General features: G+C 61.6%; 13 protein-coding genes. 1 reads left to right on the top strand and 12 read right to left on the bottom strand.

The annotated features are described in order from the left end of the window. The first annotated feature begins 78 nt into the window (after positions 1–78). Positions 79–1,674, top strand: a complete 1,596-nt coding sequence (locus tag E6W33_RS24710; RefSeq protein WP_136420043.1) for a catalase — start codon at positions 79–81, stop codon at positions 1,672–1,674. Positions 1,675–1,753: 79 nt separating this feature from the next. Here E6W33_RS24710 and E6W33_RS24705 read toward each other — a convergent pair whose 3' ends face one another. From E6W33_RS24705 to E6W33_RS24650, 12 genes are all read right to left on the bottom strand, one after another. Then, positions 1,754–2,722, bottom strand: coding sequence for a VOC family protein (locus tag E6W33_RS24705; RefSeq protein ID WP_136420042.1), 969 nt, complete (start codon positions 2,720–2,722; stop codon positions 1,754–1,756). Beyond that, the gene (locus E6W33_RS24700) at positions 2,719–3,549 is read right to left on the bottom strand and encodes an alpha/beta hydrolase (protein ID WP_136420041.1); all 831 of its coding nucleotides are present in this window, start codon (positions 3,547–3,549) and stop codon (positions 2,719–2,721) included. The genes E6W33_RS24705 and E6W33_RS24700 overlap by 4 nt, the downstream gene beginning before the upstream one ends. Positions 3,550–3,626: 77 nt before the next feature. Further along, positions 3,627–4,055, bottom strand: a complete 429-nt coding sequence (locus E6W33_RS24695; protein ID WP_136420040.1) for a lipocalin-like domain-containing protein — start codon at positions 4,053–4,055, stop codon at positions 3,627–3,629. A 37-nt stretch (positions 4,056–4,092) separates the two neighbouring features. Next, on the bottom strand, positions 4,093–4,971 hold the full coding sequence (locus tag E6W33_RS24690; RefSeq protein WP_136420039.1) for an alpha/beta fold hydrolase: 879 nt from the start codon (positions 4,969–4,971) through the stop codon (positions 4,093–4,095). 45 nt (positions 4,972–5,016) lie between these two features. Next, on the bottom strand, positions 5,017–6,042 hold the full coding sequence (gene dmpG / locus E6W33_RS24685) for a 4-hydroxy-2-oxovalerate aldolase (RefSeq protein WP_136420038.1): 1,026 nt from the start codon (positions 6,040–6,042) through the stop codon (positions 5,017–5,019). Between the two features lie 14 nt (positions 6,043–6,056). Then, positions 6,057–7,001: an acetaldehyde dehydrogenase (acetylating) gene (locus E6W33_RS24680; RefSeq protein WP_136420037.1), complete on the bottom strand. Its 945-nt coding sequence runs from the start codon at positions 6,999–7,001 to the stop codon at positions 6,057–6,059. A gap of 11 nt (positions 7,002–7,012) precedes the next feature. Next, positions 7,013–7,801 (bottom strand): 2-keto-4-pentenoate hydratase, encoded by a 789-nt coding sequence (mhpD, locus tag E6W33_RS24675; RefSeq protein WP_136420036.1) that lies wholly within the window; start codon positions 7,799–7,801, stop codon positions 7,013–7,015. 24 nt (positions 7,802–7,825) lie between these two features. Beyond that, complete coding sequence (locus tag E6W33_RS24670; protein WP_136420035.1) at positions 7,826–8,770, bottom strand: 3-carboxyethylcatechol 2,3-dioxygenase; 945 nt, start codon at positions 8,768–8,770, stop codon at positions 7,826–7,828. Positions 8,771–8,947: 177 nt separating this feature from the next. After that, on the bottom strand, positions 8,948–10,198 hold the full coding sequence (locus tag E6W33_RS24665) for a DUF1329 domain-containing protein (RefSeq protein WP_136420034.1): 1,251 nt from the start codon (positions 10,196–10,198) through the stop codon (positions 8,948–8,950). A gap of 22 nt (positions 10,199–10,220) precedes the next feature. Continuing rightward, positions 10,221–11,816, bottom strand: a complete 1,596-nt coding sequence (locus E6W33_RS24660; protein ID WP_211097424.1) for a DUF1302 family protein — start codon at positions 11,814–11,816, stop codon at positions 10,221–10,223. A gap of 62 nt (positions 11,817–11,878) precedes the next feature. Then, positions 11,879–14,257: an MMPL family transporter gene (locus E6W33_RS24655; protein WP_136420033.1), complete on the bottom strand. Its 2,379-nt coding sequence runs from the start codon at positions 14,255–14,257 to the stop codon at positions 11,879–11,881. Positions 14,258–14,284: 27 nt separating this feature from the next. Further along, positions 14,285–15,346: a YCF48-related protein gene (locus tag E6W33_RS24650; RefSeq protein WP_136420032.1), complete on the bottom strand. Its 1,062-nt coding sequence runs from the start codon at positions 15,344–15,346 to the stop codon at positions 14,285–14,287. Positions 15,347–15,385 lie beyond the last annotated feature (39 nt).

Below are 15,385 nucleotides of genomic sequence, written 5' to 3'. Positions count from 1 at the left end.
ACGACTACGCCGAGCGCGGGATAGAAAGGCGCAACGTATTGTCAATATGACTTCTCCACTGCACCCGAAAGGAATGTCATGAGCGACGAACGTCCGATTCTCACCACCCGCCAGGGCCATCCGGTCAGCGACAACCAGTCACTGCGCTCGGTCGGCGAGCGCGGCCCTGCCACACTGGAAAACTATCAGTTCATTGAAAAGATCACGCACTTCGACCGCGAGCGAATTCCGGAGCGGGTGGTGCACGCGCGCGGCACCGGTGCGCATGGGTATTTTGAAGCCTACGGAAAGATCGGCAAGGAACCGGCATCGACCTACACACGCGCCAAGGTGCTGAACGAAACCGGGGTGCGCACCCCCGTGTTCGTCCGGTTTTCCACTGTGATCGGCAGCAAGGACTCGCCCGAGACGGCGCGCGACCCGCGCGGTTTCGCGGTCAAGCTGAAGACGGTTGACGGCAACTGGGACCTGGTCGGCAATAACCTTAAAGTGTTTTTCATTCGTGACGCGATCAAGTTCCCGGACATGATCCATGCATTCAAGCCGGATCCGGTCACCAATCGCCAGGAGCCGTGGCGCTTTTACGATTTCGTGTCGCAGTCGCCGGAGGCGCTGCACATGCTGACCTGGGTGAAAAGCCCGTGGGGCATTCCGGCCAACTACCGCGAGATGGAAGGGTCGGGCGTCAATACGTACAAGCTGGTCAACGACGAAGGCGTCGCGCATCTCGTCAAGTTTCACTGGCAGCCGAAGCAAGGCGTGCGCAACCTGACGGCCGCGCAAGCGGCCGAGATCCAGGCACGCGATGTCGGACATGCGACCAAAGATTTGCACGATGCGATCGAACGCGGTGATTTCCCCGAATGGGAATTCTGCGTGCAGCTCATGACGGACGGCGAGCATGCGGAGCTCGACTTCGATCCGCTCGACGACACCAAACGCTGGCCGGAAGACAAGTTTCCGCTGCTGCCGGTTGGGCGCATGGTGCTGGACCGCAATCCGGACAATGTGTTCGCGGAGACGGAGCAGGCGGCGTTCGGCACCGGGGTGCTGGTCGATGGTATTGACTTTTCGGACGACAAGATGCTGCAGGGACGCACGCTGTCGTATTCGGACACGCAACGTTATCGCGTCGGGCCCAATTATCTGCAATTGCCAATCAACGCACCGCAGGAAAAGGCGCCGACGCACACCAACCAGCGCGATGGCCAGATGGCCTATGGCGTCGATGACAGCGGCGCGAACCGCCACATCAACTACGAGCCGAGCATGCTGGGCGGCGTGCAGGAGGCGCCAAAGCCGGAGAAGGAATATCACCAATGGGTCGAGGGCCACCTCGGGCGCTATCAGACTTCGCGCACGGCGGATGATTACAAGCAGGCCGGCGACCGCTATCGCAGCTTCGAGGATTGGGAACGCGAGGACCTGATTGCGAATATCAGTGACGACCTGAAGCAATGCCCGGAGCCGATCCAGCTGCGCATGGTCTGGCATCTGTGGCATTGCGACCATGACTTTGGCACGCGCGTCGCGCAGGCGGCGGGCATCGCGCTGTCGAAGGCGAAGGATTTGCCGCCGCTGGAGGGCAAACCGGCGCCGCATGCGCGGCGGGCGGCGGCGACTTATACCAGCGGCCGTGCCGAGCAGCCGACGTCGGAGCCCGGGAGAACGTAAAGGAAAGGCCGATCCGGTCTCGGGCCCGGATCAAGCCCGGCGCGCCACCGCATCGACAAGCCCCTTCAGGAATTTCGCGCTAGCCATCCTTCATGAGAACATGATTGTCAGGCAGTACTTTTACCGGGTGGCGCAGCCCGCGGTCGGCATTGTTTTGCAGTTGGGCGCGCAAGACCGCATTGGCTTCCTCGCTCAGCCAGCTCCGGTTGTGTCCCCAGATGCTGGGGCCGTCGGTCAGCTCCACGGCCTGCCAGTTGGCGGGGTCGATGGCGAGGCCGCCCCATCCGTACTCGATCATGAATGCCGAGGGCGTCTTTACATAGAAGGACGTCATATGATCATTGGAGTGCCGGCCCAGAGTGACCGCGATATTTTCCTTGCGCAACTGGGCAAGGTCGTACGCATGCCCGACATCGTCGAACTGCATCAGCTCCATCATCAGATGATGGACGCCGCATCGTCCCGTTTCTATCAAGGCCAGGCTGTGGTGGCGCGCGTTCGTGTGCAGAAAATACGCCTTGAACGGCGCCAGCACGTAATCGGACACGCCGAAGCCGAGCAGCTCGGTATAGAAGGGCAGGACGGATTCGATCCTGTCGCAAGTCAAGGCGACGTGGCCGATGCCAAGCGGGCCGGTGCGGAAACCCGCGATATTGCGCCCCGGCGCGAATGGGCTATCTGCCTTTTCCGGCCCCCAGTAGAGTTCGACTCGGTTTCCTGCCGGATCATGCATCCTGATGAGTTCGCGCACCCGGCGCTGCTCGGCCAGCGCGGCGCTGCCCCGCTCGACTCGGACGCCGGCCGCTTCCAGGCGTGCCGCCATCGCTTGCAAGGCCGCGCCACTTTCCACTTCCCATCCCAGATGCTGGATGATGCCGTCCGCACCCTCTTCAAATTGAAAGCGCTGACTCAAGTCGTCCATGCGGAAGGACAGTGTACGCGCCGACTGGTCGGCAATCTGCAGGCCGAGAAATTTCGTGCCGAATTCGGCCCAGTCGGCAAGACGGCTGGTGCTGATGCCCGCATAACCCAAGGCGACGATGCTCATGCGTACTCCTCCATGAAGCGGGTGACGATGCCAAGAAATTCCTGCTTCTTTTCGATCTGTACCCAGTGGCCGCAATGGTCGATCGGGTGCAAGGTCGCATTGGGCAGTTTTGCCGCGAGCATTTCCGATACCTGGAAGGGAATGACGCGATCGTCACGCCCATGCACGATCGCGACCGGCATGCGAATGGCGTTCAATTGCGCGTCGCTCAGCGCGAGCATGTCGATACCCTCCTGGCGCGGCGCAGGAAACAGCCGAGCAAAACGCTCTTGCACGTCGGCGCGAATGCTGGCCCGGTAGCGCATGTCCACCAAGTCGTCCGTGACGATGGACTGATCGTAGGCGAAGATGCCGATCAGTTCGCGCATGGCTTCGCGCGACGCCTGATATCCCCACACCTTGTCCAGCCCTTCGCTGATGGGGAAACTCGTTCCCGCCGAGCCCATCAGCACCAGCTTCTTGACGCGATCCGGATACATGCTCGCCGTCCTGAGCGCAATGGCTCCGCCAAAGGAATTGCCGACGATGGAAAACTGCGCGATCCCCAGCGCATCCATCAGGCCGATGACTTGCGCGACCCAGTTTTCCGGCGATGTCTGATATCCAGACGGCGTTTGTGTGTAGCCGAAGCCGGCCATGTCCGGCGCGATCACGCGATGCGTCGCGGCGAGCTCCGGCAGGACCAGCCGCCAGTTGGCCCACGCCGTCACGCCCGGGCCGGAGCCGTGAATGAGCAGGACGGCGTCGCCCTGCCCGCGATCGTGATAGTTGATGTTCATCCCGTCGAGGATGATGCTGTTGCCAATCTCGGGAATGTTCTCGCTCATGCTTGCCTTCCGAATTTGTGTGCCGTGCGAAGTGTTGCTGCCTTGGTTTGCCTGGATCGAGGGAGGAAGAGGGAAAATCAAGCGCGCTTCCAGACCAGCCGTGCAGTGCGCGCTTCCGAGGTGCCCTCTTCCAGACGTGCCGCCAGCACCAGTTGGCCTGCATCCATCGTCTCGATGCGGCGCTTCTGAGTGCCTCCCTTCCAGTTGGGAAAGGCGCTCAATTCGACGTGATGGCTGACGGTATCGCCGGCAAAGGTGTAGGTTCCGGCATAGGCCAGCATGGAGCTGTAGGCTTGGGCCTTTTCTTGCTCCGACGCGTTCCACTGCCCGCCGGTGGCGAAGTTCTGGCGGTCGCCGCGGCACAGCATGCACATCATGCGGCCATCGGGGTCGTATTGGATGAAGCCTTCCACTTGCTGCCCCATCGGGTAAGTGCGGCGGCCATCGTCGTAGACCTGCTCCCATGCGACGATTTGCCAGCGCCCGGTCATTCCTTGTTTGCTCATTGACACTCCTCTGTTACCTGACTTGTTGATAATTTCGTCACGCCGCAAGAAATTCCAGCACCATGCGGTTGAATTTGTCGGCATGCTCCCACTGCGCCCAATGGCCGCAACGGTTGAAGATGTGCATCTCGGCGTTCGGCATGCCCCACAGCAGGCGCAGGCCGATATCGAAAGGAACAAACCGATCATCGCGGCCCCAGATGATGAGAGCCGGCGCCTTGACCTCGCCGAGGCGTGCGCCATAGTCGCTGAACTGCTTCGGGTTCGCCGCCAGGCTCTTCACCCAGTTGTCGAGGTGCTCGCGGCGCGCGAGCATGTTGTCCACGCGCAGTTGCAGCAGATCGTCCGTCAGTGCGCCGGCGTCGAACACGAAGACGTTCATCATGCGCTTGACGTTCTCGAGCGTCGGTTCGCGGTAGACGAGGTTGATCAGCTTGATGCCTTCCGTCGGCATCGGCACGAACTGGCTCGGACCGCCCGTGCCGCCGCCCATCAGGACCAGCTTGCCGGCACGCTCGGGATTGGCGAGCGCGAAGGCCGTGGTGCTGTGTCCGCCCATCGAATTGCCGATCACGTGTGCGCGTTCGATGTTGAGCTGGTCGAGCACGAGCTTGACGATGCGTCCGTTGAAGTCCGAACGCGAACCGGCCGTATTGAGGAACACATCACTCTTGCCAAAGCCGGGCATGTCGATCAGGAGCAGGCGGTAACCGGCCGCGACGAGAGGCTCGATGTTACGGTGGAAATTTGCCCAGCCGGTCGCGCCCGGACCCGAGCCGTGCAGCATCACGACGACCTGGCCCGAAGTTTGGCCCAAACGCGGACCGACGTCGTTGTAGTGAACCTTGTACTCCACCTCGCCGTCGCGGACTGTCACGAACTGGCTTGTCGAAGCTTCGGTATACGATTTACTCATGTGCGATTCCTTCGCATAAACGTGTTTCGATGAAATGCACCTGTGTCAGGCGGCCTTCTGCTTCAACATGTCGAGTGCGACGTCGACAATCATGTCTTCCTGGCCACCGACCATGCGGCGCTTGCCCAGTTCGACCAGGATGTCGAAGGCCGGCAAGTCGTACTTCTGCGCAGCAGCTTCGGAATGACGCAGGAAGCTGCTGTAGACACCGGCATAACCCAGCGCCAGCGTCTCGCGATCCACGCGCACCGGGCGTTCCTGGATCGGACGCACGATGTCTTCCGCTGCGTCGATCAGCTTTTTCACGTCGCAGCCGTGGTTCAGGCCCATGCGGTCGACGGCAGCGATGAAGACTTCCAGCGGTGCATTGCCCGCGCCCGCACCCATGCCGGTCAAGCTGGCATCGATGCGGTCGCAGCCGTGTTCGAGCGCGACGATGGAATTGGCCACACCGAGGGACAGGTTGTGGTGCGCGTGCATGCCGGTGTGCGTCTCGGGTTTCAACACGTCCTTGAACGCCTTGAAGCGATCGGCGATGTCGTACATGCTCATCGCACCGCCCGAGTCCACCACGTAAATCGTGGTCGCGCCATAGCTTTCCATCTTCCTCGCTTCCTGCGCGAGGTTTTGCGGCGTGGTCATGTGGCTCATCATCAGGAAACCGACGGTGTCCATGCCAAGCTTTCTTGCGTATTCGATGTGCTGCTTCGATATGTCTGCTTCGGTGCAGTGAGTCGCCACGCGGACGATGCGCGCGCCGGCGTCGTAGGCATTTTTGAGATCGTGGATGGTGCCGATGCCGGGCAACAGAAGTGTCGCCACTTTCGCATGCTTCAGCACGCCGGCGACAGCCGCTATCCATTCCAGGTCGGTGTGCGCGCCAAAGCCGTAGTTGAAGCTCGATCCTTGCAAGCCGTCGCCGTGGGCGACTTCGATGGAATCGACCTTCGCTTCGTCCAGTGCCCTGGCAATCCGCACCGCTTGCTCCAGGCTATATTGGTGGCGGATGGCATGCATGCCGTCGCGCAGGGTGACGTCGGAGACGTAAATCTTTTTGGTCTTGTCAAACATGTGCATTCCTCCGCTCAGGCCGCTGCTGCGAAAAGTTGACGCTCGGCCATGCGCTCCGCGGTCTTCAAGGCCGCGCTGGTCATGATGTCGAGGTTGCCGGCATAGGCCGGAAGGTAGTGGGCCGCACCTTCGACTTCGAGGAAGACGGAGACTTTCAGGCCGGGCTGCTTGCCGATGACGGGCAGGTTCAGGCCGTTCTCGTAGCGGTCGAACTGCACTTCCTGTTTCAGGCGATAGCCAGGCACATATTCCTGCACGGCGGACGCCATGTCCCTGACCGATTGGCGGATGGCGTCCTGGTCGGCGTTAAGTTCCGTCATGCAATACACGGTGTCGCGCATGATCAAGGGCGGCTCGGCGGGGTTCAGGATGATGATGGCCTTGCCCTTTTGCGCACCGCCGACTTGTTCGATGGCCTTGGACGTCGTTTCCGTGAATTCGTCGATGTTGGCGCGCGTGCCGGGGCCGGCGGACTTGCTGGAAATCGAGGCAATGATTTCGCCGTAGCAGACCTTGGCCACGCGCGACACGGCGGCGACCATCGGGATCGTTGCCTGCCCGCCGCAGGTGACCATGTTCAGATTCAGCGCGTCCAGGTGCGCGTCGCCGTTGACCGCCGGGACGCAGTACGGGCCGATCGCCGCCGGCGTTAAATCGACCATCCGAATGCCGGGTTTGAGCTTGCGCAGGAAAGCGTCGTTCTTGACATGCGCACCGGCCGACGTCGCATCGAACACGATGTCGATGTCGGCGAAGTTGACCATTCTGGTCAAGCCTTCCACGCCTTCATGCGTGACCGCCACGCCCATGCGCGCGGCGCGCGCGAGGCCATCCGAGTTCGGGTCGATGCCGACCATCGCGCCCATCTCGATATGTTTGCCGTGGCGCAGGATCTTGATCATCAAGTCCGTGCCGATGTTGCCGCTGCCGATGATGGCAGCCTTGAGTTTCTTGCTCATTGCTTGATTCCTTATTCGCTAAATACCGCGCGCACGCTGCCCAGTCCGTCGATCTGCGCGGTGAAAGTTCCGGGCTGCGTGACGGGCACCATCGGCCCGAGCGCGCCGGTCATCAGCACGTCGCCGGCCCGCAAGGGCGTGTTCATCTTCACCATCATGTCCGCCAGCCAGACGGCCGCGTTCAGCGGATTGCCGAGACAGGCAGCGCCACTGCCGCGCGACAACACTTCGCCGTCGCGCGACAGCGTCATCGTCGCGGCGACGAGATCGAGATCGGCAAGCGGCACCGGACGGCTGCCGAGCACGAACAAGGCGCTCGATGCATTGTCGGCAACGGTATCCACAAAGCGGATGTCCCAGTGCTGGATGCGGCTGTCGACCACCTCGATCGCAGCGAGTGCGTAGTCCGTGGCGCCAATGATGTCGGCGAAGGTGTGCTTTTCACGCGTGAGATCGTGCTTCAGCACAAGGGCGATTTCGGCTTCGGCCTTGGGCTGGATCAGGCGTGACAACGGCATCGGTTCACCGTCGCCATAGGCCATGTCCGCGAACAACGCGCCGAAGTCGGGCTGGTCGACGCCCAGCTGCTTTTGCACCGCGAACGAGGTCAGGCCGATCTTGCGGCCGACGATGCGTTCGCCGTTCGCCACACGCGCATCGACGTTGGCCTGCTGCACGGCATAGGCAGCCGCCATGTCGTCGAGCGCGATTTCGCCGCGCACCGGCGCCACCGGCTGGCGCGTGTTTTCTGCGGAGCGCAGCCGTGCGGCCAGTTCCTTTACCAATGTTTGATTCGACATCTCTTCTCCTCGTGATACTTGTCGTCAGGCTTGCAGCGGGTCGGCGTGCATAGCGGCAAATCCGGCAATCCATTCCGGGATCGCACGGTAGAAATCAATGTGCGCGTCGTACGCGCCGAAGGCCGACAGCGCGCCGAATGCGGCGACCCAGGTGCGGATCTCGTGTGCCGAGCGGCCGCCCTCACGCGTGATCGCGCCATCGGTCATGCCATCCACCGCACGCAGATCCTGTTGCAGGCGCTGCAGGAAGGCCATGTCCCACTCCGGGTTCAAGGGCCGCATGCCCGGCGCTTCGCCCTTGGAGAAGGCGATGGCGGCAGCCACGGTGCGTTCCTGGCGAGCCGCGCGCGCTTGCGGCGAGGGATTGCGGTTCGCGATCAGGCGTTCGGCGATTTCCTGCGTGGCGCCTTTCATTTCCGGCACCGGCGGTTCATGCGAGATGCCGCCGGAACCGATCACGAGCACGCGCTTGCCGGTACGCAGCAGGAAACGACCGATGGCCTCGCCGAGCAGACGGACTCGGCGCAGCGACGCCATAGGCGGCGCCACCGAATTGATGAACACGGGGATTACCGGATAGGTATCGAGATCGCCAGTCAGCTCTTCAAGCGCTTGCGCACAGCCGTGATCGACCTGCATCCGGTAGGACATGGCGGTATCGATGTCGGCGGCAAGGACGGCTTCAACCATCTCGCGCGCAAGTTCGGGTGGCACGTTCAGCGGTCCTGGCTTGCTCTTGTAATCGCCGATCGAGTGCGCTGCGGTACCGATGCAGAACGGCGGCATCATGTCGTAGAAAAAACCGTTGTAGTGGTCGGGCGCAAACACGATCACCAGCTCCGGGGCGTAGGCGCGCACGCGTTCCCGGGCGGCAGCCGCTGTCGCCTCGACCTCGGCGACGATCTGCGGCGCGGGATCGAAGTAGCCGTGCAGCGGCGTATGGGAAAGGCATTCGAGATGGATTGGCATAGCGATGTTCTTAAGATGCTTGTCGGGCGATCCCCCGACACTCGCAACGGATACGCCTGGCGATGGTGCGCCTTGCGGACTGCAATCCGCCCGAGGGTCTGTCACGCCAGGAAACGTCCTGGCATGACAGGAAAAAAGAGGCCGCCCGCGAAGGAGCGAGCGGCCCCAAACACGCCATTAGCGCCCTGCCGACTCCAGCCTGGTCAGCGATACATCGCTCGGTTTGGCGTCGAAGTTGGTGCGCCAGGTCGATACGTCGATGAGTGAAACCGTCGCGTGGTTGCGCTGGAAATCGATCACGCCTGCAGAGACGGTGCGAATGTCACCTGCCTTGGCATTGACGTAGGAGTGCATTTCGATGAACTTCCAGAATTCGCCCTTGCGGTTGTAGGTCTCCACGTAGTGAACACGCGGATACGCCGTTTCGATGTAAAGCACCTTCTTGCTGTACGGGTGCTGCGGCGGCGTGGCGACCTCGACCATATACACTTCGCGCGGCTCGAACGAGTCGTTCAGGTTCCAGAACGGCGCAGAACGGTCCAGCGTCGGATACTTCTCGGCGGTCGCGGACGCCTTCTGGTTCCAGACGTCCACCCGGCTGTTGGCCGGAGCCAGGAGCCAGCGCTTGCCCAGCAGCTTGTAGCCCGGGTACCAGCACGGACGTGCATTGAAGCCGTCGATCTCATCCTGCAACTGGTCGGAGGAGCCGACCGGATCCATCCATGCACCGCCCGACAGACGGCGGGTACGGCGTACCGCGGGGACATAGGCCCAGACGTCCGGCACCTTGTTCGAGTCGTACATCATGGTGTAAGTACCGATGCCCTTGACTTCGGATGGCGCCTTGAAGAACAGCAGCTGACGTGCGCTCTCGTCATCATCGCCGATGGTGGACGAGCCGCCGGTCAAACGGCCTTTCATGTTGAAGCGGGTGAATTCGGCCACCAGTTCAGCGTGGATGCCGCTCTTGCCGTCGATCAGCAACTGCGTGAAATTCGGCACGGAGGACACGTCGCCGAGCAGCGAGCCCAAGTGCAGGTTCCAGACGATCTTCTTCGCAGCTTCCGGATCTTTCACGTCGATCTCGGGAAACGGTTCGCCGGCTTTCCAGCCATCGACCTTGCAAGTGGCATCGTTGATCCTGGTCTTGCCTTCATTGGCCTTGCTGGCCTTGACCCAGTTCGGGTCAAGCGCCACTTTCTTTGCATGCGCCAGCGTGAGCTTCCAGCCGTTGTTACGGATGCGCCACTCCATCCTCTCGGACAGCATGCTGCCGATGGTATGGCCGTCGAAGGTGGCGCTCTTGACCTGGTCCAGGTTGGCGGCGGAAATCACCGTGCCTTCAGCCAGGTCTGCTGCCAACGCCGGCAGGCAGGAGGTGCCGATCAGCACGGCGATGAGACGGGAGTACAGAGTCGTTGTTTTCATGAATGCTCTCCAGTGCAATGGATTAGAAGAGATAGGTCAGGCTGGTGTAGACCTGATCGCGGTTGTGCAAATAGCCAAACAGCGTGGTCCTGTCGCTGCCAGGAACGGGGCCCTTGGCATAGCCGTTATCCCAGAAACCGTCGTACTCGATCTTCCAGCGCAGGTTCTTGCTTAACTGGGTCGTGAGGGAGGGGACGAAGAAACCGCCGCCATTGGTCACGTCCGAACCCAGCACGAGCTGCGGGTGAATGCGGCCGTTGTCATAGCTCAGATCGAAGATGGCAGTCGCCAGCGTGTTGTGGCGCTTGACGCGACCGCCCCAGCCGACGCTGTAGAGCAGATTCTCGTTCGCGTCAAAGTTCTGGATCCACTTGTCGAACAGCTGCACCGAGAAGAACATCGGTTTTTCCGTGCCCAGGAGGCCCTGGGTGAACGCGAAATTCTTGTCCATGCGGATCATGGAAGCGATCACGTTCTTGGTCTTCCAGCCGTCGAAGCCCGGCGCGACGGCGCCGCTCAGCGGGGACGGCGTTCCTGCAGCGAAGTTGAAAGGTGCATCCTTGATATAGGCCACCTCGGTGCTGAATACGGCATCAGCCATGTCGGAGTAACGGCTGGCCGTCGCACCGACCACGTTCACGATCGGATAGATGATCTCTCCCGCCACGCCGGCCGTAGTCGAGCTTCCCGTCGGTGTAGCGCCCGAAGGCACGTTGGGCAGGCCGAACAGTGCCAGATTCGACGACGGATTCATGATCGGCGAGTTGTAGAAGGTCCGCATCCACGAGACAGAGTAGTTGGTGTCGCCTGCCATGCCGCTCCAGCGCACGCCGCCGGTCTTGCTGTGGATGTCGGCTTTCGCGTTGTTCCAGGCGTAGGGATCGATGTTGCGGAAGTCCACGCCGGCATAGGGCTGACTGGACCAACGGCCGCCATAGATATCGATCTCGGTGCCGATATCCCTCTTGCGATCCCAGCCCGGACGAATGAAGGCTTCAATGCCGCCGTTGGCCTCGGGAACATCGATATTGGCCTTGAGAATAATGTTGCCCTTGCGCAGTTCCTCGTTGGCCGGCTCGAGGAAGCTGCGCCAGACGTTGTCATAGCCTTGCGCGAGGTCGTTGGCAACGAAGAAGTCAGTCTCGCCCCAGACGATCTGCTGCTTGCCGATACGGAACTTGACGCGGTCGCTTGCCTTGATATCGGCATACCACTCGCGCACATCGAGATCGTCGTACAGATCCTTTGTCAGCCCCTGATGTCTGGAGCTGTTGGCGCCCATGCTTTCCAGATGTTTCAGGAACGGGGTGTTCAACTCTTTGGAAGCGCGCGCCTTGGCGACAAAGGTGACGGTGTCGTTCGCCTTGAAGTCCATGTTCAGGCGCGCGGTGGTGCGCGCCATCGACACCTTGCCCGTGTCGTTGTAGCCGGGCGTGTCCTGCCAGTTCTTGGCATTGACGGACACTTCCTCGCGCAGATAGCCGTCGAAGTGGAAGCGGCCGTCGCCGCTGTTGTCATCGGCCAGTGCCAGCGGGCTGGCGGCCACCATGACTGCGGTGGGGATCAGCGCGTGGAAAAGGTGATTGCGCCGCGTAAGCTTCATCTTGTGTTGCTTCATTTTGTCTCCCTACAAAGAGGCATGAAAAAGAATTGGAAATAGGTTTTTGTTTTAATCAGAAATTAGGCTGCCTGTTGCAGCGGTGCCTTGGCATCTCCTCCTTGCGCGCCAAAGATGAATCTGGGACGGAACACGTAGATCAGCGAAGGCATCACGAACAGCGCCGACATGGCAGAAACGGAGAGCCAGATGGCCATCAAGAGGCCCATCTCTGCCTGGAAGCGCAGCGACGAGACCCACCACAAGAGCGTGCTCAGGATCAGCACGCTGGCCGTGACGATGACGCCCATGCCGGCCGAATGCAGCGCCTGGCTGATGGCGTGCTCGGGAGAACTGCCGATGGCAATTTCTTCCTTTACGCGATCGGCGATGTAGAACGCGTAATCCACGCCCAGACCGATGCCAAGGGCGGCCACCGGCACGGTATTGATGTTCATGCCGATCCCTTTCCAGACCATGAAGGCAAAGGTCAGCATGTTGGAGATGATGACCGGCACCATGAACAGCATCCCGGCGATCGTCGAGCGATAGACGATGGTGCACAGCACCGCCAGCACCAACAGCGCCAGCGCGATGGCTTCGATCTGGCTGGAGAGGATGATTTCATTGATCGCCGCCATCACGCCAACGACGCCGCCTGCCAGTTGCCAGTGGCCTTCCTTGAGCGGGTTGGCGGCGATGAATTCCTTGATCCGTGCCACCGCGGTGCGAATGGTTTCGCCCTGGCGGTCGCGGAACATCAGCGTGACCGAGCCGTTGGAGGACTGCTTGTCGACGAAGCGATCCATGTCGCCCGGCTCGGAGACCGACTCCAGCATCGCCATCAGGCTGGCGTTGATGGCCGCGTTGTCCGACATCTCCTGATAATGCGGATTGCCTTCGTGCAGGCTGGCATTGACCTGCGGGATCACATCGGCGATCGACAGCGAGCCGCCGATCTCGGGCTGCACTTCCATGAAGCGCTGGAAGCGGTCCATCGATGGCAGCACGTCATTGCCCTTGACCACGCCCGGCCGGTTGTCGTCGCCAATCACCACGAACAAGCGGTCGACGCCTTCAAAGCGCGAATTGATTGCCTTGGAATCCTGGTTGTACTTTGCGTGCGGCCACAGGATCGGCGATCCGGGATTGGCGTCGCCGATCTTCAAGTTCAGGGCATAGATGCCGGCGCTGACGATCACCAGCAGGCTTGTACCCAGCACTAGGTAGCGCGCACGGGACAAGGTGATGCCGACCGCGAAGTCCAGCACCTTGCGCAGGACCGGCTGCAGATTGAGCGGATGCGCATAACCACGCGGCCTGCGGATATAGGACAGCAGCACCGGCGTGAGGATCACGGCGCTGACGGTCAGCGTGGACACCCAGACCACGGACAACACCGTGAGCTTTTGCAGCATAGGAATCGGGCTCATCGCCACCACGGCCATGCAGGCGGCGTCGGCGATCACGCCCAGCATGCCGGGACGGAACAGGTCGGCCAGCGCGACGCGGGCGGCGGTGCCAGACAATTCTTCGCCGCTGAGTTGCGGCTGCGCCTCCAGTTCGTCATCGAAACGATTGACGATCTGCACCGAGTGCGAAACGGCGCGCGAGGTGATGAGCATCGCCACCACGATCACCAGCGGCTCGAAACTGATGCCCAGGATCTGGCAAATACCCAGCGCCCAGATCGCGGAGACGAGGCCGGCCAGCAAGGGCAGCACGACGCCGCGCCAGGTGCGCAACAGGACGAACAACATGGCGAGCGTAACGCCCAGCGCGTAGAACACCAGGTGCAAGGTCTCCGGCAGGTAGTGGTTCACCCAGCCGAACAGGATCGGATCGCCGACCACGCGGATCTTTACCGAGCCATCGTCGACCTTGGCGACCTTGGCGATCTGCGCATTGATCTCCTTGAAGACCGTCGCATAATCGACTTTCTGATCGATGAAATCCACCGTGATCAGCGTGGCCTGCAAATCCTTCGAGACATACGGACCATACACCAGCGGATTGCGCAGGACCGCCGATTTCAGTTCGGCCATCTTCTCTGCCGTCTGCGGCACGTCCGGCCACATCAGCGGCGAACTTTCGATGCCGCTGGTCGAGGCGTGCACTTCCTTGAGTTTCTTGGAGGCCAGCGAAGTGATCTGAAACTGGTTGACCGCGGATACTTCACGCATGCCCAGGGTCAGGTCGCGCACTTTCTCAAGAACGGGCGTCTGGAAAATGTCGCCCTTGTCGACCTCGAGCATGATGGTGACCATGTTCGAGCCGCCGAAGGTATCCTTGAATTTCTCGTGGGTCTTTACGTACTCGTGCTTCGAGGGCAGCATGTCCTCGAACACGGTACGCACCTGGATGTGCAGAGCGAACCAGCTCAAAACGAGGGTACAGGCCAGCAGCAGGCCGACGACCAGTTTGCGCCGGCTGATGCAGAAATGCGCGATGCGTTCAATCATGGGAGCAGTCTCGGAAAATTCAGGGATTCAATTCGGTGTGAACGGCGCCCACTTCTGGCCGTCCCAGGTGCCGACATCGGCGCCCGCCAGCCAGTAGGCGGAACCGGACGCCAGGGCGCGGGTATGCCAGGACAGGGTGTGCTCACCCAGTACGCCAGTCTTCCATTGCACGCCGTCGGCGCCTTGTGTGCCGCTGATCCAGCGGCCCAGCACGCCGACCGCGAACCATTCGCTCTTGTGGGCGTTCCAGAGCACATCCAGCAGGTGCTCGTGCGCGGGCAGCTTGACGCTGCTCCACTTGCGCCCACCGTCGCTGCTGGTCAGCACGACGCCGTCGAGCCCGACGGCGACACCATTGGACGCATCACGGAATGCGACCGCCATCAGCGAGCCCTCCACCGGGGCTTGTTCCCGCATCTGCACCATCTCCCAGCTCTTGCCGCCGTCAGCGCTGCGCAGGATCTTGCCGAACTCGCCGACCACCACGAACGCACCGCCGTCGAGGATGGCAACGTCGTTCCAGGCCACGTCTTCTTCTTCGCGCAAGCGCTCCCAGGTCTTGCCGTAGTCCTGCGTGCGCAGCAGTGCGCCCATCTCGCCCACGGCGACCGCCACGCCATTGGCACCAGCGCGCACGCGGTTGAGCTTGTTGGCGACTTGCGAGCGCGGCACCTTGTCGGCCTTGATCCAGTGCCTGCCGCCGTCCTCGGTGGTGAGAATCACGTTGTCGTTGCCGACCGCCACGGCATGCGTCGCATCGAATGCGGCGATATCCTGCAAGGACAGGTCGACTGGCGTTGCCTGGCGCGCAATCTTGCGGTCCGCGCCGACGGCCAGAATCTTGCCGTTGGAAGCGGCAGCCAGCAGTGTGCCGCCCTCTCCTTGTGCGAGGCCGTAGACGCGGTCCCGGCGCTCCAGCACGGGCGGCGTGACGCTCGCGCCGACTGCCTGCGGTTTGATGAACAGACCGGCATACAACAGACCGGCGATGATCATCCACGGCAGTGCCGACACGAGGAGATTGACCAGGCGCTGTTTCCCGCTCGGCCGGGGCGAGCCCGCCACGCGAAGACTGGACGGTTTGTTCATAGAGAAATCCACAAAGTTGAAATGAAAAAAACAGCTTCC

Origin of the sequence: Herbaspirillum sp. ST 5-3 (assembly GCF_004804275.1) — a bacterium.
In the GTDB taxonomy this organism is placed as follows: Bacteria; Pseudomonadota; Gammaproteobacteria; order Burkholderiales; family Burkholderiaceae_D; genus Noviherbaspirillum.
Note: the sequence above shows the minus strand (reverse complement) of the source record. Positions and strands in the feature narration are given on the sequence as shown.